The organism is Paenibacillus sp. FSL L8-0638 (genome assembly GCF_038593075.1).
Taxonomy (GTDB): Bacteria; Bacillota; Bacilli; order Paenibacillales; family Paenibacillaceae; genus Paenibacillus; species Paenibacillus polymyxa_D.
Genome location: NZ_CP151960.1, coordinates 4,971,019 through 4,991,241 on the forward strand (window position 1 = coordinate 4,971,019; position 20,223 = coordinate 4,991,241).

At 38.6% G+C, this 20,223-nt stretch carries 17 protein-coding genes; 8 read left to right on the top strand and 9 right to left on the bottom strand.

Annotated features, from left to right (window positions below; all coding sequences use genetic code 11):
- Nucleotides 1–5 precede the first annotated feature (5 nt).
- Entirely contained in the window at nucleotides 6–290 is a 285-nt protein-coding gene (locus MKY35_RS22205) for a hypothetical protein (RefSeq protein WP_254329493.1), read from the top strand.
- A gap of 413 nt (nucleotides 291–703) precedes the next feature.
- Here MKY35_RS22205 and MKY35_RS22210 read toward each other — a convergent pair whose 3' ends face one another.
- The gene (locus tag MKY35_RS22210) at nucleotides 704–832 is read right to left on the bottom strand and encodes a hypothetical protein (RefSeq protein WP_302058647.1); all 129 of its coding nucleotides are present in this window, start codon (nucleotides 830–832) and stop codon (nucleotides 704–706) included.
- A 930-nt stretch (nucleotides 833–1,762) separates the two neighbouring features.
- Between MKY35_RS22210 and MKY35_RS22215 the strand changes: the two genes are divergently transcribed.
- The 3 genes from MKY35_RS22215 (at nucleotide 1,763) to MKY35_RS22225 (ending at nucleotide 6,309) form a co-directional block, all read left to right on the top strand.
- Nucleotides 1,763–2,440: an ABC transporter ATP-binding protein gene (locus MKY35_RS22215; RefSeq protein WP_039273802.1), complete on the top strand. Its 678-nt coding sequence runs from the start codon at nucleotides 1,763–1,765 to the stop codon at nucleotides 2,438–2,440.
- Nucleotides 2,437–4,995, top strand: coding sequence for an ABC transporter permease (locus tag MKY35_RS22220; protein WP_342444839.1), 2,559 nt, complete (start codon nucleotides 2,437–2,439; stop codon nucleotides 4,993–4,995). Before MKY35_RS22215 ends, MKY35_RS22220 begins: the two co-directional genes overlap by 4 nt.
- A gap of 187 nt (nucleotides 4,996–5,182) precedes the next feature.
- Nucleotides 5,183–6,309 (top strand): IS3 family transposase gene (locus MKY35_RS22225; protein ID WP_342444840.1). Its coding sequence is split into 2 segments (ribosomal slippage): nucleotides 5,183–5,432 and nucleotides 5,432–6,309, totalling 1,128 coding nucleotides; the frame shifts between segments, so codons are not numbered across the junction.
- A gap of 388 nt (nucleotides 6,310–6,697) precedes the next feature.
- On the opposite strand, the gene MKY35_RS22230 is transcribed toward MKY35_RS22225, so the two are convergent.
- Both MKY35_RS22230 and MKY35_RS22235 read right to left on the bottom strand, forming a co-directional pair.
- On the bottom strand, nucleotides 6,698–7,753 hold the full coding sequence (locus MKY35_RS22230) for a radical SAM protein (RefSeq protein ID WP_254329491.1): 1,056 nt from the start codon (nucleotides 7,751–7,753) through the stop codon (nucleotides 6,698–6,700).
- A 25-nt stretch (nucleotides 7,754–7,778) separates the two neighbouring features.
- Nucleotides 7,779–9,011, bottom strand: coding sequence for a radical SAM protein (locus tag MKY35_RS22235; RefSeq protein WP_342444841.1), 1,233 nt, complete (start codon nucleotides 9,009–9,011; stop codon nucleotides 7,779–7,781).
- Nucleotides 9,012–9,308: 297 nt separating this feature from the next.
- On the opposite strand from MKY35_RS22235, the gene MKY35_RS22240 reads away from it, so the two are divergent.
- Together MKY35_RS22240 and MKY35_RS22245 are read left to right on the top strand one after the other, a co-directional pair.
- Nucleotides 9,309–10,283, top strand: a complete 975-nt coding sequence (locus MKY35_RS22240) for an ABC transporter ATP-binding protein (RefSeq protein ID WP_342444842.1) — start codon at nucleotides 9,309–9,311, stop codon at nucleotides 10,281–10,283.
- Between the two features lies 1 nt (nucleotide 10,284).
- Entirely contained in the window at nucleotides 10,285–10,905 is a 621-nt protein-coding gene (locus tag MKY35_RS22245) for an ABC transporter ATP-binding protein (protein ID WP_342444843.1), read from the top strand.
- Between the two features lie 55 nt (nucleotides 10,906–10,960).
- On the opposite strand, the gene MKY35_RS22250 is transcribed toward MKY35_RS22245, so the two are convergent.
- The 3 genes from MKY35_RS22250 to MKY35_RS22260 all read right to left on the bottom strand — a co-directional run bounded on the left by MKY35_RS22250 (nucleotide 10,961) and on the right by MKY35_RS22260 (nucleotide 14,347).
- Nucleotides 10,961–12,265: a GHKL domain-containing protein gene (locus MKY35_RS22250; protein WP_069011968.1), complete on the bottom strand. Its 1,305-nt coding sequence runs from the start codon at nucleotides 12,263–12,265 to the stop codon at nucleotides 10,961–10,963.
- Nucleotides 12,266–13,000 (bottom strand): LytTR family DNA-binding domain-containing protein, encoded by a 735-nt coding sequence (locus MKY35_RS22255; protein ID WP_016820363.1) that lies wholly within the window; start codon nucleotides 12,998–13,000, stop codon nucleotides 12,266–12,268.
- Between the two features lie 324 nt (nucleotides 13,001–13,324).
- Complete coding sequence (locus MKY35_RS22260; protein WP_342444844.1) at nucleotides 13,325–14,347, bottom strand: S8 family serine peptidase; 1,023 nt, start codon at nucleotides 14,345–14,347, stop codon at nucleotides 13,325–13,327.
- Between the two features lie 419 nt (nucleotides 14,348–14,766).
- Between MKY35_RS22260 and MKY35_RS22265 the strand changes: the two genes are divergently transcribed.
- Entirely contained in the window at nucleotides 14,767–15,276 is a 510-nt protein-coding gene (locus tag MKY35_RS22265) for a thiol reductase thioredoxin (protein WP_342444845.1), read from the top strand.
- Between the two features lie 106 nt (nucleotides 15,277–15,382).
- Here the strand turns inward: MKY35_RS22265 and MKY35_RS22270 are convergent, their stop codons facing one another.
- The gene (locus MKY35_RS22270) at nucleotides 15,383–15,913 is read right to left on the bottom strand and encodes a GNAT family protein (RefSeq protein WP_342434502.1); all 531 of its coding nucleotides are present in this window, start codon (nucleotides 15,911–15,913) and stop codon (nucleotides 15,383–15,385) included.
- A 249-nt stretch (nucleotides 15,914–16,162) separates the two neighbouring features.
- Here MKY35_RS22270 and MKY35_RS22275 point away from each other — a divergent pair, with 249 nt between their 5' ends.
- The gene (locus MKY35_RS22275; protein ID WP_029519287.1) at nucleotides 16,163–17,137 is read left to right on the top strand and encodes a ring-cleaving dioxygenase; all 975 of its coding nucleotides are present in this window, start codon (nucleotides 16,163–16,165) and stop codon (nucleotides 17,135–17,137) included.
- Nucleotides 17,138–17,295: 158 nt separating this feature from the next.
- Here MKY35_RS22275 and MKY35_RS22280 read toward each other — a convergent pair whose 3' ends face one another.
- Nucleotides 17,296–18,993: a M3 family oligoendopeptidase gene (locus MKY35_RS22280; RefSeq protein WP_250270103.1), complete on the bottom strand. Its 1,698-nt coding sequence runs from the start codon at nucleotides 18,991–18,993 to the stop codon at nucleotides 17,296–17,298.
- A gap of 237 nt (nucleotides 18,994–19,230) precedes the next feature.
- The gene (gene thiD, locus MKY35_RS22285; protein WP_342444846.1) at nucleotides 19,231–20,040 is read right to left on the bottom strand and encodes a bifunctional hydroxymethylpyrimidine kinase/phosphomethylpyrimidine kinase; all 810 of its coding nucleotides are present in this window, start codon (nucleotides 20,038–20,040) and stop codon (nucleotides 19,231–19,233) included.
- Nucleotides 20,041–20,223 lie beyond the last annotated feature (183 nt).

Here is a 20,223-nt window from a genome sequence, read left to right on the forward strand (position 1 = left end):
GGAAATTGTTTGTTGAATTTGTTGCCCTGATCTTTCTATCCGATCTCAAGAAAGTCATGCAGGAAAAGAAATTATTTCAGCGTTATACCATGCAGGGGCTGCTGGATGAATTGGACGTGATTGAATGTTACCAGCGCCCCGGACACGACCTACAGTTTGGCGAGATCAAGAAACGTCAGTTGGAACTTTATACTGCCTTGGACGTCCCGCTCCAACCTCGTTATAATTTGGCCGGGAACTTAGTAGTATGTAAAATCAAGAGAAAACATTCACTTCCAGAGCCTATGTAGACGCACTGCAAAGTATTACGGAGAGAACGCTTATCCCCTTGAGGAAGACTCGTCGAATTATCATGTATCACAATGTAAACTGTTCCTATCTTCGACAGACCTGGTATGGATACGAGAACGATCATAGCGCTAATTTTTTCTTTGCTGATAATCATCCTTATCGACTACTTTACCATCTACAATTGAGTGAAGCTTCACGGATACCAATTAGCTCCATGAATTTCGCTATTGACAATTGTGCAGACTCCAAACGATAGGGAACAAGCCCTCATGACGGCAGCAGCACAGAACATGAAAGAGGGTGTCCTACCGGAATCGCCTAGAAAAATAGAGCACTACTCTACTCTCCCAGATATGATGCAAAAGAAAGTGCCCTCGTCTTAAAAGACGAGGGCACTAGACAAAATCATTCTTTAAGTGCCTTGCAAGGTATTAGAGCTACAATGTCCATTGGGTTCGAGACAATCATAATTGCAATGATTAGGATTACATTGTACTTCCATATCAAAATCTACATTTTCTAAAATCTCGATTTTTTCCATGTTAATTTCACCTCCTTTCACTATTAAAATATCATTAAAAATACCTCTGAATTTTCTATTGTAAAAATCAGTATGCTATTTGGCATAATTAGCGGATTAGACCGAGATCCCCCTTCAAGTTATCCAAATCGCCCGAACAACTTCAGAAACAGAAAACAATCGTCATTTGGCCTCGTGATAACGCTCTACTCCGTCTCCAAAACCGGATTCATCTATTAGATTCGAGATATTACTTGCCGGTTGATGACACCTCAGTGTCGTTCCAGGTAAGAACATCCGTCGAGAATGTTTCGGGATTTTGGAGGTAAAGCAATTAGAGTGATTACTGTTTAATAGCTGATTCAGATCTTATCCAATGTAATTCTTATTTCATTAATTAGGTTACATATTTCTCTTGTATCCAGATTTCCAAACACTTGTTAGCATGTCGCTTACCCGTTTCAGCTTCTGCACATAGCTCTCCTGATTAATATCCGCTGAACCATTAGCCTGAATTCACCGTGTTGCTGGTGTTTGTGCATCCATCCTTTTAATTGATGTCGACCTGTAAATCGATGAACTCTATCTTAATTTTAACCGTATACTCATTAAATTTTGCTGGAATAAGAAATGTGGAGAGCTGGACTGTCAAAGTTTCAATTTTCTCTGTGATCCTCTCATCTCTTTTTGCTTTTATAATATCAATACCATTAACATCCCTTCATATCCTGCAAGTGTAAATATCTTTTGATATAACAAATATTTCAGACAGAGTCTGTCCCTCCTACATTTCCCAACACCCATTACAATCTGATCTTTCTACTCTCACTCAAATAATCTTTCAATTCTGTTAGATTTCAGAAAGATTGTAGAAAGAAAGAGGTATTATAATAAAATTTGTGTTGTAAGCAATTACGATGCAGATATTTTTATTGGGAGGAAAGCAAAAAAATGAAGATATTAGAAACCAGAGGGCTAAGAAAAACTTACGGTAACGGGGATACCGCTGTTCATGCCTTAGATGGTGTGAATCTGGAGGTGGAAAGCGGTGAATTTGTCGCTATCGTTGGTACATCCGGTAGCGGGAAGTCCACCCTTCTGCATATGCTTGGTGGGCTGGATCGGCCTACAAGCGGAAACGTAACCGTTGACGGCAAGGATATCTATTCTCTAAAAAATGAAGAATTGACCATTTTCCGCCGAAGAAAGATTGGCTTCGTGTTTCAAAATTATAATCTAGTTCCAGTATTAAATGTCTATGAGAATATCGTGCTCCCCATTGAACTGGATGGGAAACAACCAGACAAAGCCTATCTGACCCAAATTACAAATACACTGGGGCTTGAGAACAAATTAAATAATCTACCGGGTAATCTTTCGGGAGGACAGCAGCAACGGGTAGCCATTGCGAGAGCACTGGCGGCGAAACCAGCCATTATTTTGGCCGACGAACCTACTGGCAACCTGGACAGTAAGACCAGTCTGGATGTCATAGGATTGATCAAGGTATCCAGCCAACAGTTCGCCCAAACGATGGTGATGATTACTCATAATGAAGAAATCGCGCAGATGGCAGATCGCATCATCCGCATTGAGGACGGTAAAATAGTAGGTGGTGCGACTAGATGATCAAAGTAAAAAACAGTAAGGCGGTTCGTAATTTATCAGATAAAAGTTTTAAAGCGAATAAAACCCGCAATATTATTGCGATTATCGCTATTGCCTTAACCACTTTGTTATTTACATCTCTGTTTACTATGGGGATTGGCGCGATAGAAAGTCTCCAGCAGGCAACGATGCGGCAGTCCGGGGGAACTGCGCATGCTTCACTTAAATATATCAGCGATGAGGAATTTAATCAGGTCAAAGACCACCCTCTTATTAAGGAGATAGCATATAACCGCTTGTTAAGTGGAAAGGTAACAAACGAGCAATTTTTAAAGCGCAAAACGGAGTTCTGGTATTATGACGATGTAGGGCTAAAGCTAGGATTGATTGAGCTAGAAAAAGGCCACAAACCGGTGGCAGAAAATGAGGTTATCGCGGACTCTAGCACCTTACAGTTCCTGGGTATTCCCCTGAAAGAGGGCGCCACATTGTCCTTGAAGCTTGAGGTTCACGGCAAAATGGTACAGCGTGAATTTATCCTCTCCGGCTGGTGGAAGAGTGACCCCGCCGTCGTGTTAGACAGAGGTCAAATTTATGCTTCTAAAGCTTATGTGGATGCACATGCCGAAGAATTACGCTACACATATAAGCAGGATCATGATATGACCGGAGCCATCAATGCAGGTATCATGTTCGATAACAGCTCGAACATCCAGGGAAAACTTGATCAAGTGATTACAGAAAGTGGTTATTCCCTTGACAAAAATGCACCGAACTTCATTGAAACTTCTATGAACTGGGCGTATCTTTCCAACACTTTCAGTTCGGACCCTGAAACCATCTTTGTCCTAGCTGGTGGTCTGTTACTGATCATGCTTACTGGCTATTTGATCATCTATAATATTTTCCAAATCTCGGTGATGCGTGATATTCGTTTCTACGGTCTTCTAAAAACCATCGGCACAAGCAGTAGTCAACTCCGTAGGCTCATTCATAGACAGGCATTATTTCTTTCCTTGATCGGGGTTCCCATCGGCTTGCTCGGGGGTTTTGGGGTCGGCAAATCGCTTATCCCTCTGCTGCTTATGAACAATTATAGGCACGCAAATGCTGAGGTAACCCTATCCCCCAGCCCATGGATTTTTATCGGCTCAGCTCTGTTTGCAGTCGTGACAGTTATGATCAGCATTTATAAGCCTATTAGGGTTGCAGCGACTGTGTCTCCAATCGAGGCTGTAAGATACGTAGACGGAGATACCAAAAAGGGTAAGAAAAAACTGAAAAAATCAACTAACGGTGCTAAAATGCCGCTGATGGCTCGAGCCAACTTAGAGCGCAATAAGAAGCGGACCACTTTAGTGCTGCTTAGCCTTTCTCTAGGTCTAATGCTACTGAATACTACTTTTACATTATCCCAAAGTCTGGATATGGATAACTTTGTGTCAAAAAACAATGATACTGACTTTCTGATTGCACATGCTGATTATTTTCAAGAATATTTCACAGGCCCTGACAATGCAACGACGGAAAGCTATATTCAGACCGTACAGACACAACCCGGTTTTGAAGAAGGTGGACGATTGTACAGTGGCAGCAATTTATTCACTGTCGAGCATAAAGAGAACAAAGAGGGGATGAAGTTGTACGGGGAAATCGTCACTCCTGACGCTCGTGGCAACTTATCTACAGTAGTGTATGGGCTTGAAGATCTCCCCCTTCACCGACTAAAATTAATTGATGGTGAGCTTGATTATGACAAGCTAGCTTCGGGAAAGTATATTTTGGAAGGGATCATATTAGACAATTACGATAATCCTGACATGGAACTATCCGTATACAAAGTAGGTGAAAAGGTTACTCTTCATAACTATATGGGCACAGCAAATGCCCAGGAGTATACTAGCCATGAATTCACAGTGCTTGGTCATGTTGGCGTAAAATCAACCAATTCTGGTGTAGCCGTTCCTACTTATACTAACTTATATCTCCCGGCGGATATCTATAAAACGCTTGTGAAGAAGCCTGTGGTGATGAGTTATGCCTTTAATGTATCCGATAGTAAAGAAAAAACGATGGAGAGCTTCTTAAAGAACTATACCGAAATAAAGGAGCCCACGATGCATTATAAATCCAAATTCACCTCAATTGCAGAGCTTTCAGGTATGCAAAAAACAATTTTGATGATCGGCGGTACGCTCAGTATTATTATTGGGGTGATTGGCATTATTAATTTTGCAAACACGCTTCTAACTAGCATTCTGACCCGCCATCAAGAATTTGCTATACTACAAAGCATCGGCATGACCAACAAACAATTAAAAACAATGCTTGTTTATGAGGGGATGTACTATGTGCTCGGCACCAGCTTATGCTCCATCTTATTAGGAAGCCTATTTTCCATCTTGATTGTGAGACCCTTGAGTGCCCAAATATGGTTTATGAGTTATAGATTTATTATCTGGCCGCTGATCCTCGTGCTACTTGTTCTGCTCGTGCTTGGGATCTGTCTTCCTCTCGCTATTTATTCTCTGAGCAACAAGAAAACTATCGTAGAACGACTGCGAACAGCAGAATAAATATCCCTGTAAAGAAATGACCTAGCAAAAACTTCTGGCTAGGTCATTTCTTAGTTACTCACCTCTATAGTTTGTACTCGTTCCTTAACCTCCCTGAAATTAATTGGATCGGCTACACTCTTCTAGACAGAAAAATTGTGGTCTAATATAGTAGACTACAGACCAACCTAGAAGGAGCAAACGGATCATGACTAAAAAAGAAAGACGTACCTTTAGCGCTGAATTTAAAGCGCAGATGGTTCAGCTCTATCAAAGTGGCAAAGCACGAAAGGATATCATTCAAGAATATGATTTGAATCCTTCATCGTTGGATAAATGGGTGAAACAGAGTTCCACATCTGGATCCTTCAAAGAGAAAGACAACCGGACTCCAGAGGAATTAGAACTGCTCGAACTTCGAAAACAGAACAAGCAACTGCTCATGGAGAATGACATATTAAAGCAAGCCGCGCTGATCATGGGACGAAAGTAAATGTCATTCGCCAGAATAAACATAAATACTCGGTATCAGCAATGTGCGACGTCCTAAAACTCCCGAGAAGCACCTATTATTATGAAGAAAACAAAGTAGAAGTGACATCGGAGGGTGAGCTTCCCTCCCTGATTATGGACATTTTTCAAAGCAGCCGTCAAAACTACGGTACGCGTAAGATCAAAAAAGCGTTACACCAGCAAGGCTCTACGGTATCCAGGCGGAGTATTGGACGAATCATGAAGGAATACGGGTTGGTTTCCTCGTATACGGTTGCTCAGTACAAGCCTCATCCCACGAGATGCAATGAAGCCAAGCAAGCGAATGTACTGTACCGGAAATTTGAACAAGAGCAAGCGTTGTCTGTCGTCGTAAGCGATCTGACGTACGTCCGAGTGGGTTCATATTGGAACTACGTATGCTTCTTTGTAGATCTGTTTAACCGCGAGATTATTGGCTACAGTGCAGGCCCTCACAAGGATGCCAAGCTGGTTTACCGTGCTTTGGCTTCAATTAAGGGCAACCTGAATGACATTCAACTCTTCCATACCGACCGAGGCAATGAATTCAAGAATAAGCTCATCGACGATGCGCTAAAGGCTTTTCAGATTGAGCGTTCTTTGAGCATGAAAGGCTGTCCCTATGACAATGCCGTTGCGGAAGCTACTTTTAAAATTTTCAAAACGGAATTTGTGAAGAAACGTCATTTTGAAAGTCTTGCTGAGCTAACCACAGAATTACATGACTATGTACACTGGTTTAACCATATTCGGATTCACGGTTCTCTGGATTACTTGAGTCTAGCTGAGTTCAAGCAGAGACACCACAAAAAAATTGTCTAGTTTAGTGTTTACAATCCAAATTATAATAATGAGAAAACAGAGAAAATGCATACGTACCACCTTCAATTTGAACTCTGGTGTGTATATTCTAAACTTTTGTCCTTTGAAGGTCATGACACCCCCCTTTGGAAAATAGTTCGAGATCACATCATACATGTGCTCTTTTAACACTCTCTACCCAAAGGGGATAATATCACCGCTCCCATCTGAGGATGGACTACTTTTTTCGATTCACAGATTCCTTTTATCCAATTCAGAACCCATACTGTGACTAAAAACCAAAGTTTTTGCAGGACTCTCCTTAGAAAATACAATTTCTTTAGAGTCAAATATAGTGACTCTAAACCCAAAATACGATTATGAAGCTACGAATAAATAGCATAATAAATTAGTGATTAGAAAGAAGAAGCTCAAAGTTTTTTAATATATATTCATACTCCTTCACTATTGAATAGTGTATCCTTTGAGTTGCACAAAATACGGGTGATGATTCATAATGATTTCCAGTTTGGATTTTATTAATAATTTTACACATTTTGCTGCGACAATTATTATACATAGCACACTTTGTACAAGCCCCTTGATCTTTTTGGTTGATTACATCTAAATTGGATAAACGCTGTTCAATTATATCGGAAAATACATCCCCCATGGAAAATTCTTCGTGGCCTACTGCAAGAATACAAGGATAAATATTCCCAGCACTAGAAATATGAAAGCTGCTATGACATCCATCACACGTCCCTTTTGGCCGAAAATATGCGTTTTTGAAATTATATAAAAAATACTGTGCTTTGGTGATATCCTTATTCACCATATATGAAAATATTTCGTTAAGATTCTTTTGATAAACTTTCATAAGTTCTTTATTCCAATTCGGATTACTTTCATCTAGCGCAAAGCTGACAGTCGGATACCCTTTTTCAAAAAGGAAAATATAATTGTCAGCAAAATATGAAACATTATTAGGTGTCACAGTCATTCTCACTCGGAAAAAATGTGATTGATGATTAATGTAGTCAAGAGTTTCAATCACTCGATTGAAACTTCCTTTCCCATTTCTGTATACTCTGTTGATATCGTGGCTTTCTTGCTTCCCATCCAAACTAACTGTTAATTGGATATTTTCAGAAACATAATCAAGTATTTCTTGATTATAAATGGTGCCATTCGTTGTCATTCTAAAAGAAATTTCGCCATGAATTTTTTGCTTTAGCTCTTCTACTAGATAACGAATGATCGGATAATTAAGTAATGGTTCTCCCCCATGTAATGCTATGCGTATTTTATCTTTATGACCGGAAGGATTTGCAGCAAGCTTTTTTTGCGTAAAATCAATAGCTTTCGCAGCCGTTTCCCTACTCATCATTTTTGGTACTTTACTAACATAACAATATTTACATTTCAAGTTACAATCTTCAGTTACCCAATATGTGAAGTTCATGGCATTACTCTCCTTATATAAAGATTTAGCCGTTCCAAACTAGTTCTTGAAGTTGTTTCTTTTGTTTTTGACAAATGGTATCGAACAACTCTTGGTTTTGATGCAAATAGTAGATGTTGCTAATGCAGTGATGGCAAAATAAATTAACGTTGCAGTTCTTACAGGGTTCAAATTCCCATGGTCTTACACATCCGATTTTATTGTGATCTGCTTTTTGATTGCCTTTAGCCATTAATTCAATTAAATTATTATCAAATACATTTCCTAAAACAAAATCATCAGAATCCATCAACCCTCCACAAGGATAAATCTTTCCATTTCCTCCAATAAATATTTCTCTTTTTCCTGGTGAACAAAGTCGACAGGTAACATCTTGAGAGGTCAGATCATCTACAAATGGCTTTTCGGGAAAAATCTCTTCACTATTCTCTCCTGCCCTTCCAGCGGATGTTAGGATTCTTACAATAGGTTTAACACCTAATTTTCCACACAAATCCAGGAATTTATCTTCACCTCCATCAAAAGTATATTTTGTAATAACCATTGATAATGCGATTTTTTTTAGCCCTTTACTTTGCATTAGTTTTATACTTTTTATAACTCTACTAAAAACACCTTTGCCTCTAATTTGATCGCAAGTTTCTTCATCATAACCGTCCAGACTAAGGGAAACATTATCTACATACCTAATCAATTGTTCCACATTTTTTGGGGTTATAAAAAGGCCATTGGTAGAGAGCAAAACGGCTCCGTTGAAGGTTTGTTTTATGTACGCCAAAAGCTCCATGATATCTAATCGCATCATAGGCTCTCCACCCGTAACATTGATAGCTTGGGGTTTAAGTACGACGATCTGATCAATGATTTCTTTCACTTTTTCAGTTGTTAGTGCATCGGTAAAATGAGCATCCGCTGAAGCGCTGCAATGTTTACAGTGTAAATTACATCTATTTGTTAATCCTAGATAAACAACATCTAAGACCTCCCCATGAATATTTTTTAATTGTTCTTCGGTTAGAATACATTTGATATTTACTAATTCATAAAAGAGACTTGTTAAATTATGAATAACGTCAGCATGTTGAGAACTTTTGGTAGGATCTAACAATGACTCAATTTCCCCTTTATTAACCATATCCTTCAGCACAAGATAATAAGATTTAGAGGTTTTCAAAAAAGCTCCTGATTTTGTATTCGCGATAATGACTTGATGATTATGAAATAGTTCACGTGAGTAAGGATTTAAAACATACACCATGATTTTTTCTCCTCTCATACATCCCAAATTCATTTTCCATTCTATTAAATAGATCATGAATTGTTCTGATATTTATTGTTATGTCATAATCTAATGTTTTAATGCCATAAATTGATAATAATTAGAGTTAAATAACAATGGATTCTTTAGAGTATCTGAGGTTGCGCTAAATCCGTAAAAACGTATACATAGATGTATTTCACGACATTAAAGAGGTCATTTATACCATAAATATAATTACTAGATATTCAATAGTAGAATGAGAAGTAGCTTCTTTTATATATTTGTATCAGAAGGGTGGAATGGAAATTTATGCTTAGAAAATATAATTGGATTTTTAAAGAAGTTCATAAATTTTATCTTTTTATTGTACTTATTTTAGTTTTTCAAGCTTTAGATACAATACTTAGCATGATAATTCCCCAATACATAAGTAAAATTGTTGACTCTGGATTAATATCCAAAGACCTCTCCTTAATTGTGAAGTTTATAGGAATAGCAACAGGCTTATTTATTCTATCTCACCTATGCAGTTTACTTTGTGAATTCATTTTTGCCGAATTAGGTAAAAGAATCTCTTATACTATGAAAAAAAAGTTGTTAGAAAAGTTTTTTGTTTTGCCAGGTGAGACCATTACTTCAAACAACGATAAGCTATTTTCCCTGTTTATTAACGACATTGGAATCATCGAAAGATTAGTATCCCACGGTATCCCTATGCTAATATCAAACTTACTTTTTCTAATTGTTATTTGTGTTGTATTGCTTTTTTTCAACTACAAATTATTTACACTTGTATTTTTAATCATGCTTTTAACAATGATTAGTCAAATATTCTTTAATAAAAGGATTACTCAAAAGACAAAAGCAGTCATGAATGCTTATGATGACTCTATTTCTTATATTAGGCATACGCTTGGAACACTTCTGTATTCTATTGGAATGGATATAAAAGACTATATTTTGGGAAGGTACATGCCTTTAGAGGAAAAGTCACTTGAAGCTTATAGACAGAGAAGCAATACAATTATCGTAGCTTCCACTGTCCCTTCTGTCATTACCTCTATTGGAAGTGTATTGCTTTTGGGGATGGGTACAATTTTAGTAATGAAAGGCCAAACAAGTATGGGAGTACTGACGGTATTTGTTTATTATTCAAATCAGATCATAAGTCCTATCAAAAGTGTTACAAACTATGTGGCCGCTTGGAAGCAGGCAAAAGTATCAATCGAAAGAATTGAGTCGATTATAAGAGCTGAAGAGGTGAAATAAAATGGACATAGAATTTAAAAATGTAAGTTATAGCTATAACGGTTTGGAAAAAGCGCTATTCGATGTCTCGTTCTCTGTTCATGGAAATCATATTTTTTGCCTTTCAGGACGCAACGGGGCAGGAAAAAGCACACTATTAAAATTACTCACCAAGATTAATTGTAATTATACAGGTGATATCTTAGTGAACGAAAAGGAAATGAGAGAATGGAAACGTAAAGATATTATCAGCAAAATAGGCATATGCTTCCAGGAACCCGTCATGTATGTAGATACGATCTTTAACAATATAACTTTGGGGCAACCAGGCATCCCTATGAGGCAACTGAATTCATATATTGAATTATTGGATACCAAGAAATTTATCGAAGAAAGTAAAAAAGATCAAATAATCGGTAAAAACTTTTCTTTATCAGGAGGGCAACAGCAATTAATTTCGATACTGCGGAATATCTATACTAATAAAGAAGTATTAATTTTTGATGAACCCACTTCAAATTTAGATGGTGTTGTAAAAAAGAACTTTATTGATCTATTAGATGATCTAAAGTACAACCATACCATTATATTAATTACACATGATAGTGAACTAGGGAGTAAATATGAACAAATATTGTTGTAATGCAGGAGCAGGACGTAGCTGCATAAGCGTCTACGCCCTTTCACGAATTCGATTCCTATTCTAAGTCCCATAAAATAATATTGACGCAAAACCGGTCTTCCACGGTCCTTATATCCAGGATTCCTGAGTTTTCTTTTACAATCTGCTTGACACTTTTCAATCCAAAACCGTGATTTTTTCTATTCTTTTTATTACTTATAAAATTACTATTTACAAACAGCGGATTAAACGTATTGGAAATCTCTATATAAAGTTGCTTTGCATGATATTTTATTTTTATATCCATTGTTTTCTTACCTTCAGTTACCTTGTCACAGCCCTCTATTGCATTATCCAGCAAATTACCAAATACAACGGCTATAATATTATTATTTAGAGAAAATTTTTCTGGAAGAAAACTATCAATGCTCACTACAATGCTTTTTTTAGTAGCCAAATTTATTTTCTCGGTGAGTACGTAATTAAGTACATTGTTCGGTGAATATTTCTGAGTTTCAGTACATTTAATATCTGAGAGAATTTCTTCTATAAACCCCTCTGCTGCCTCAACATTATTTTCTTTCAGCAATCCTTTTAAGGTCAACAGTTCATTTCTCATATCATGCCTGATTCTCCGAATTTCTTTTTGCGATTTCTCCAGATTATCATAGTGTTTATTTTCTGCTTTAAGATTGAAGTTTAATAATTCCTGCTCTATCATTTCGCCGTACATTCGGCTTAATTGTTCATAAATAATTAACATGATGATATTGATTGATAAAACACCAATCATAGAAATTACACTTAACCACTCATTTGGGTTCTTACCTGATCTTAAAATCAAATCAAAATGACTGCACAACATGCAAAGAGTTATGATAGGAACTGCAAACAAACACATGTATAAATAATGCAGAGTAGTTTCTCTTTTATAAACATCTATTTTAAAAAGTAAAGGGACCCATAAAAAAAAGAAAAATTTACTGATTTCTGAGAGGAGAGCACCCGCTTCGTAATAATAAGATACATTATCTGATGTAAGGAGTACATTTGGAAAACAAGCATTCATGATGGCGCAACATACTCCTACAGATAAGATTTCAATTGCAATTACAACTGTACCCCAACACAGTTTTGTTGTTATATGATTTTTTGGGTAAAAACAAAGTATAGTGAACACTGGAACAACATTTAGCATAACATCAAATGTTGTTTTCAAAAAGTACATACCGACTACTGTCAGACCTATTAATGCAATCGTAAACAGCCAGATTTTCTCCGTCGAAAGTCCCTTTTTAGTAAATAAAACTTTATTCAGAAATCTACTTATAATGAAAATATCAAAAGAATTTAGTATAAAATCAAACATGACTCTTTCCAATTAGAATCTCTTCCTCATATAATTCATCATTTTTTGTTTAAAATCTTTTTTATACTTTCTACTGATCGGTAGTTCCAAATAAGTTTCCTGAATTTCACCATTTACGATCCGTTTCATCATAATATTTTCGCATTTTATTCCCACAACGTATTTCAGGTTAATGATATACGAAGCATGAATCTGAGTGAAAGCCATCGGATCAAGTTGAGCAAGTATTTGTGAAGTTGTCTGATTACACTTATATTCTTTTGTCTCTGTATAAATATGAGCAGCCCTTCCACTTTTCTCAAAGTACATAATTTCATCTTCGTTTATAATGAGCTTATTTCGTTCATAGCTAAACTCAAAATAACTATGTGAACTATGTAAATAGTGATCAGCTCTTTGAAGAACCTCAAAAAGGGTTTCTTTATTCACAGGTTTCAGTATGTAATCAAAGGTTTGTACTTTAAATACATCTGGCATGTATTCGTCATAATTGGTTACAAAGATAATTACAGCTTTATTGTCAAACTCTCTTACCTTTTTGGCTAAACTAATGCCATCCATATCCGCCATCTCAATATCAAGCAGATAAATATTGTATTCCGTTTTATTCTTAGCTACATATTGCAGCAACTTTTGCCCACTTCCAAAAGTATCTACTTCTACTTTAGTAAAGGGATATTCTAACGTAAACCTCTCCACCCGGGCCAGTTCTACATTTGTATCATCACACAGAGCAATGTTTAACATCCAATCACATCCCTACATACATTAATTATTCTTAATTGTAAAGTATCGTGTATAAGTTAACTTATGAACTTCACATCAATGAATTAATTCTCAGTTGCAAGGAACAATATGATTTCCGGTCATGCCCAGCACAATTCCAATCCCCTCTTTGCTAGGTTTATTATGGAGTTTCAAAGTTGACCTTATTTATTATATAGCGCTTACTAATTACATATATAGTATACCATTTCAAGTTTTCTATAATCAACTCTTTTTTCTAAATAAATACATTTTTATATTTTTATTTAAATACTAAAAATATAGATTTCAAACAGCTTAATTTGATTAAATACCTAGCTCCTCCAAGTATTTCAACAATGCAGCGAGAGAACATACATTTAATATATGTATATTGTGATAATCGTTTAAGGTATGATTCAACTCTTTTTCTAATCTATTCCAAAAATAATCAAAATTTTTAAAAGTTATTCCCGTCAACTCACAAATAAAAGGAACTTTATATAAAGTATGGATGTCAATTTCAAGATTAGTGGTTTCATAAATCGCCTTTTCTATATACCTGCCAAATTTTTTTACTAAGTTACTATCCATGTCAGCATCAAGGATAGGTTTAAATTCAGGTACTGTCACCTCATATTCCAAAGCACTGCGTTCAAGAATATCATTAACCTCTGAAAACGTGATATCTTCATTATAAATGACAGAGTTCGTCACCTCAGAAGAGATCAGTTGCATACTTCTCCCAACACAAAGAGCATTCGCTTTAGAGGTACCTTTAAAAAAGGCAAATCGTTCGGCAAGTGTATAGACAAAAATTGGAGCTTCATCAAATACGGCTTGGATCTCTTTATTTTTTGAAAACAAAAATGACTCAATTGAACAAAACATTTGTCCATTTACACCAATCACGGTTGGCAAACTAGCTGGATAACTACGTTGACTGCCATTTTTTACTGATACAAATACAAGTTTATTTTGATCCACTAACTGCTGTGTAATTTGGTTAAGTTGCTGATAGTATCCTTCTGAAGTGACCGAAATGCTTATGCATATATACTTAATATTCAGATTAAGGCATTTTTCCAACGCCATCTTCAAGAGCCTAGTACTTGTTTTCCCTTCTTCATTTGCTATTTTTATGATGTAAAATTGAGCCTCACTAAAAACTTGCATAATCGTATCTGCCACAGATGTTCCATGCCCATGGTCATCCTGAAAATCATTATCCTCGATAATTTCGTTTCCTGAAAATTGAAATCTCACTCCATCTATAACATGTTTACTTAAACTACGATTCGTCATGTCCATTCCAGTATCAATTATGACTACTTGTTTGTTGTTAAACATAGTCTTCACCTATCCTATCAAATTTATAGAATGCTATATATAAATTAGCACTTTAGTTTGATATAGAATGTGTAAGTGATAAAATAACCAATTTAATGCTATAAAAAGCAAATTTCCGATAAAAATGTATTAAAATTTCAATGCTGACCATTTATAATTACGAGTTACTAGAGTATTCAGCAAGACGAAAAATGACACAATATGCGCTGATTATTACAGTAATATTTCTACATAGATCAACTGTAGTAACCTTATTCATAGATTAACTACAACAACTTAAGAATACAGGCTATCTGGAAGCAATTAATCTCAATAGTCTGTTAAGACTCCGTATAAATATTTTAAGAAGGTGATAATCAAAATAATATTATATGTCCGTAAAATTAGTATCAGGCAAAAAATTAATTTGGAGGTTTCTTATGATAAAAAACCGAAAATTTCTACCGTTCAAAATAGCTTTTATATTCTGTATGTGTTTGACAAGCTTTTTCATTGCTAATGATACTAACTATGCTGCAGAACATAAGAATTTTACGACTATAGAACAAAATAAAAATATTCCGACTGTTGAAGAATACGAGAATGATGTAAAAGATTTACCTAGACTTAATGCGAATGAAACCATGGACAAATTCAACTCGGGAGAAGGTTTTTACTTTTATATTGGTAGACCTAGCTGCTCCGATTGTCGTGAATTCTCTCCCATTTTAAAAGAATTTTCTGTCCGTATATCACAACCCATCTATTATTACAATCTGGATGGTGGGGACTGGAAACCAGTCATTCGGCAATTTCTTAGAGATCACATCAATTTACAAGCTACTCCAACACTAGCATATATTAAAGATGGAAAAGTCGTTGCCCAACAAGTTGATACTGGACCAAATGCGGATGAATTGCTAACTATTTTTGCCAATTGTCCTCAGTAACCTTTCGCATTTCAAAACGATCCAAATCATTGAAACTTTGACTCGCAAGATGGAGTTCTTTAAAAAAGGCGTCCCTCTTGCGAGTCTTCTATACTTTATAATTTAATCACAGTTCCCACTCTTCCCGTAAAAGCCCCATTCGGATCGAATCATAATACTCTCCATCATAATATCTGCACTTGCGAAGCCTGGCTTCGAGGGTCATGCCCAGTTTCTCCCCAACCTTCATCATCCGATGGTTTCCTGACCAGGTTGTAAAGCCCACTCTTACTAGAGGTAATGTATTAAACAAATGCGTGATCCACAGTCGAAGCACCCTCGTACCGTACCCACCGCTCCAATACCGCGAATCAAAGATACCTATCCCCATTTCAAGCCATTGGGAAGGCTGATGCTCCCAATAGTAGCTAACCGATCCAATGACCTTACCCTCCACTTCAATGATCCAAAAGTCATCTTGCCCGATTCGCTTTTCCTTCTCTTTTAAATACTCCTCAAAAGAAAGTGGCTTATGTTCATAATAAGGTGCATCCCACTGCTTCCATTCCGGTGCTTCTTCCTTAAAAGTTAACGTCCAAAGAGCCGGCAGGTCTTCTTCTGTAACAGGCCTAATCGTTAAATCCTTATCCGTATACATTGAGTACACTCCTTTTATAATAAAATCATTCTATCTACTTTGGGCTATATTGAGCTTTATTGTATCTGCTTTTGCATTATTTCGAAATTCTAGTTTTGTCCGTCTTCCAAGCAAAGTCATAATTTAAGTTGACAAACAATCAAAAATAATATATCTTAATATCAAGATAATAAATATAAAGAAAAGTTTTTCGACTGTTTATTTTGTTTAGAAAAACCTAATCATATAAAAACCAAGGAGGATAATGACATGAAACTATTAGGATTGCATCACGTTTCGGCGATTACAGCAGCAGCGGCTAAAAATGTTGATTTTTATACTCAGGTAATGGGACTTCGGTTGATCAAGAAAACGGTGAACCAAGATGATGTTAGTGTGTATCACCTTTTTTACGGAGATGAGCGTGGAACTGCGGGTACGGAAGTCACTTTCTTTGAAATTCCACATGCGGGACAAACTCGTACAGGAAATAACAGCATTTCAGCACTCTCCCTACGGGTACCGAACGACAAGGCACTGGATTACTGGAAAAACCGCTTCGAGCAGCTGGATGTAAAACATGGCGAAATTACGGATCAAGCGGGACGCCTGGCACTTTCGTTTGAGGATTTTGAAGGACAACGCTTCTTCCTCGTTTCAGATGAGCATGATCACGGAATGCGTGGCGGCACGCCTTGGGAGAAAAGCCCTGTCCCTGCCGAATACGGCATTGTAGGACTTGGACCGGTTCATCTGACTATTCCCAAAGCGGAGAATACTATTCTCATTCTTGAACAGGTTATGGGCTTCCGCAAAAAGGGCTCCTATCCTTCCCCTGTTGCTGGACAACCGGATGTGGTCATCTATGAAACGGGTGAAGGCGGTACAGGAACTGAGGTGCATCTGGAAGAGCGCAACGATCTGCCACAAGAGCGACCAGGACGCGGCAGTGTGCATCATGTAGCTTTCCGTGTTGAAACCGAGGAAGAGCTCAAACAATGGGTAGAGCGTATTGGTCAGCTGCAAATTTCCAACTCTGGTTTTGTAGATCGCTTTTATTTCCGTTCCTTGTACTTCCGTGAGCCGAACGGCATTCTGTTTGAATTGGCTACCGATGGACCAGGGTTTGACACCGATGAGGAATTGGAGTTTCTGGGCGAATCCCTATCACTGCCTCCATTTTTGGAGTCGCGCCGTGCTTCGATTGAGGCTAATCTCAAACCACTCAACACCAAACATGAATAAGGTATATTTGCTCTAAAATCACACAAAGCCGGGACTCCTACATCATGTAGAGGTTCCCGGCTTTTTTTCGTGCAACCGTCCTGCTTTCACCTAAAAAAACATGTCATCTGCAAGCTTTTCAGCTTTAACTGGTAAGCGAAATGCCCTTTTTAGTTAGCTTACAGCTTTTTATCATCCACACTGTTCAGCCATGCTTCGATTTCTCCGATTACAGAGGCGATACAGCCATCTTGGAACGGCGAGATCAGTCCAGCCAGCTCAACCAATCCGGTAAAGGATCGACTTCCCCCAGCACGACACAGCTTCAAATAATCTTCCCACGCCGCTGTCCGGTCGATACTCATGCGTTTCCAGAATTGGAACGCGCACAGTTGCGCGAGTGTATAGTCAATGTAGTAGAACGGAGATTGGAAAATATGCCCCTGTTTGTGCCAGAATCCGCCCTGCTCCAGATACTCGTTGCCTTCATAATCCAGATGCGGTTTATACTTACGTTCAATGGAGCGCCATGCGCTTTTACGTTCGGCTGGGGTCCAGTCCGGATGTTCGTATACGGCATGCTGGAATTCATCCACGGCTACGCCGTAAGGCACGAACAGCAACGATGAAGATAGATGTTCAAAGTGATATTTGTCCGTATCTTCCTCGAAGAACAGATTCATCCAGGGCCATGCGAAAAACTCCATACTCATAGAGTGGATCTCAGCCGCCTCCATGGTTGGCCAATGGTACTCGGGAATTTCAAAATGTCGGCTTTCATAGACCTGGAAGGCATGACCTGCTTCATGCGTCAATACGTCGATATCACCGGACGTACCATTGAAATTGGAGAAAATAAACGGCGTGCCATATTCGCTCAAAAATGTACAATAGCCTCCACTTTGTTTTCCCTTTTTGCTGATCAAATCCATCAATCCACGTTCAATCATAAAGCTGAAAAATTCATGTGTTTCCGCTGAAAGTTCCTCATACATACGTGCTCCATTACGAATGATCCACTCCGGGTCACCTTTTGGCGTAGGATTGCCTGACAGGAAGTTGAAGCCTTCATCGTAATAGCGAAGCTGATCTACTCCAATCCGTTCGCGCTGGCGCTCCTTCAGCTTGGTTGCCAAAGGAACGATGTGCTTCAGCACCTGCTCGCGGAAATTGGCTACCATCTCGGCATTGTAATCTGTACGTCCTAAGCGGGCATAGCCCAATTCTACGAAGTTGTCATAGCCCAGCTTGTGTGCCATGCGCGTACGTACCTTGACCAATTCATCATAAATTCGATCCAGCTCGTCCTCATGCTCACTCATAAATTGATACTTGGCCTCGGAGGCCTGTTTGCGTGTCTCGCGGTTGGTTGCCATTTCAAATGGCAGGAGCTGTGACAATGTGCGTTCTTCCCCCTCGAACGGGATCTTCGCTGAGGCAATTAATTGGGCATATTCCGAAGTCAGCTTATTCTCCTGCTGCAAATCCTCAATAATATCCGGATGGAACGACTTGAGGGCTACCTCGGCAATACTGAAAAGCTGGCTGCCCCATTGACTCTCCAACTCGTTGCGGAATGGAGAATCCACCAATGCCCGGTAGTAATCGGTTACATACTCCTGAATAACCGGCATGAAATCATCAGCGTACTCTTGCTCCGCTTTGTAAAAGGCGTCCTCCGTATTAATGGAGTGCCGAACTTCCACCAATTGCAATTGCGTTTCCACATTACTGCGCAGCTTATTAATCGCATGAATCACTTCATTTTGACGTTCTACGCTGTCCGCTTCACGAAACTGCTGCAACAGCGTTTTAAACCGCTGTTCAATTTCAGGTTGCTCTGGTCGGCTGTAAGCCATTTGGCTGAATAATGTCATTGCTTCGGTTCCTCCTTAAATGTAATAAATCTGATGCCTATTATACAGTACGATTAGACCAAACTGGAAGCTGAAATTCCAATAAAATACAACCTCAAAAGCCGCAATACATAGTATTGCGGCTTTTGAGCCTAATCTAACTTATATATCATAGATGTCGCTGCCTAAAGCAACCTAAATATATATACAGCCTGGTGGGGATTTATAAGCCTCCCCAAAGTCGCAGACCTTCATGCTTTATTGATTTTGCAAACGATGTGCCGCATGCAGGGTTGGACCGACGAATTCATTCAGCTTGAAGCTACCTTCAATGGCCTGTGTAATGAATTTCTTGGCCTGATCCACTGCTTCACGTACAGTCAGCCCTTGTGCCAAACCAGCCGTTATCGCTGCCGAAGTGGTGCAGCCTGCACCGTGGGTAAAGTTTGTTTTTACAACATCGGCTTCAAACCAGTCAAAAGTGATTCCGTCATATAGCAGATCCATCGCTTTACCTGCACGAATTTTGCCACGGTCCTTGATCAGTACATGCTTAGCTCCACGCTCATGGATAATCGCAGCCGCTTCCTGCATCTGCTCCAGTGTCGTGATCGGTCCATTCTTCGCCAGTTGCGAAGCCTCGAACAAGTTCGGTGTTACCAGGTCAGCGCCAGGGATCAACAATTCCAGCATCGCCTCTGTATTTTCCGGCTGAAGCACTTCATCCGTGCCTTTGCAGACCATGACCGGGTCAATTACGATCCGCTTCAGATCATGCTTTTTCAAATGGCTGGCTACCAGCTCGATAATATCAACCGAGCCTAGCATGCCGGTTTTCATCGCATCAAAGCCGATACCTTCCAATACAGTACGCAGCTGCGCTTCTACCACATCCAACGCAACAGGATATACAAGATGGTCCCAGGTTTTAGGCCCCATCGCTACTACGGTTGTCAATACGGTCATACCATATACGCCAAGCTCCTGAAAGGTTTTCAGGTCTGCCTGAATACCCGCTCCACCGCTTGTGTCGGAGCCGGCTATCGTTAATGTTTTGGGAATCGTCATTTGTTCATGCTCTCCTTCACTTTCTGTGCTGCATTTATCCTAATCCCGCTTGCGAAACTTGTCAACGCGCAAAACGATCCTCTCTATGCTAAAAGTCACAAGCGACGGCAGCAGCTAAAAAACGAGAACATCCCCTTTTAAAACGGGAATATCCTCGCAATAACGTGTTATATGAAGAATTTG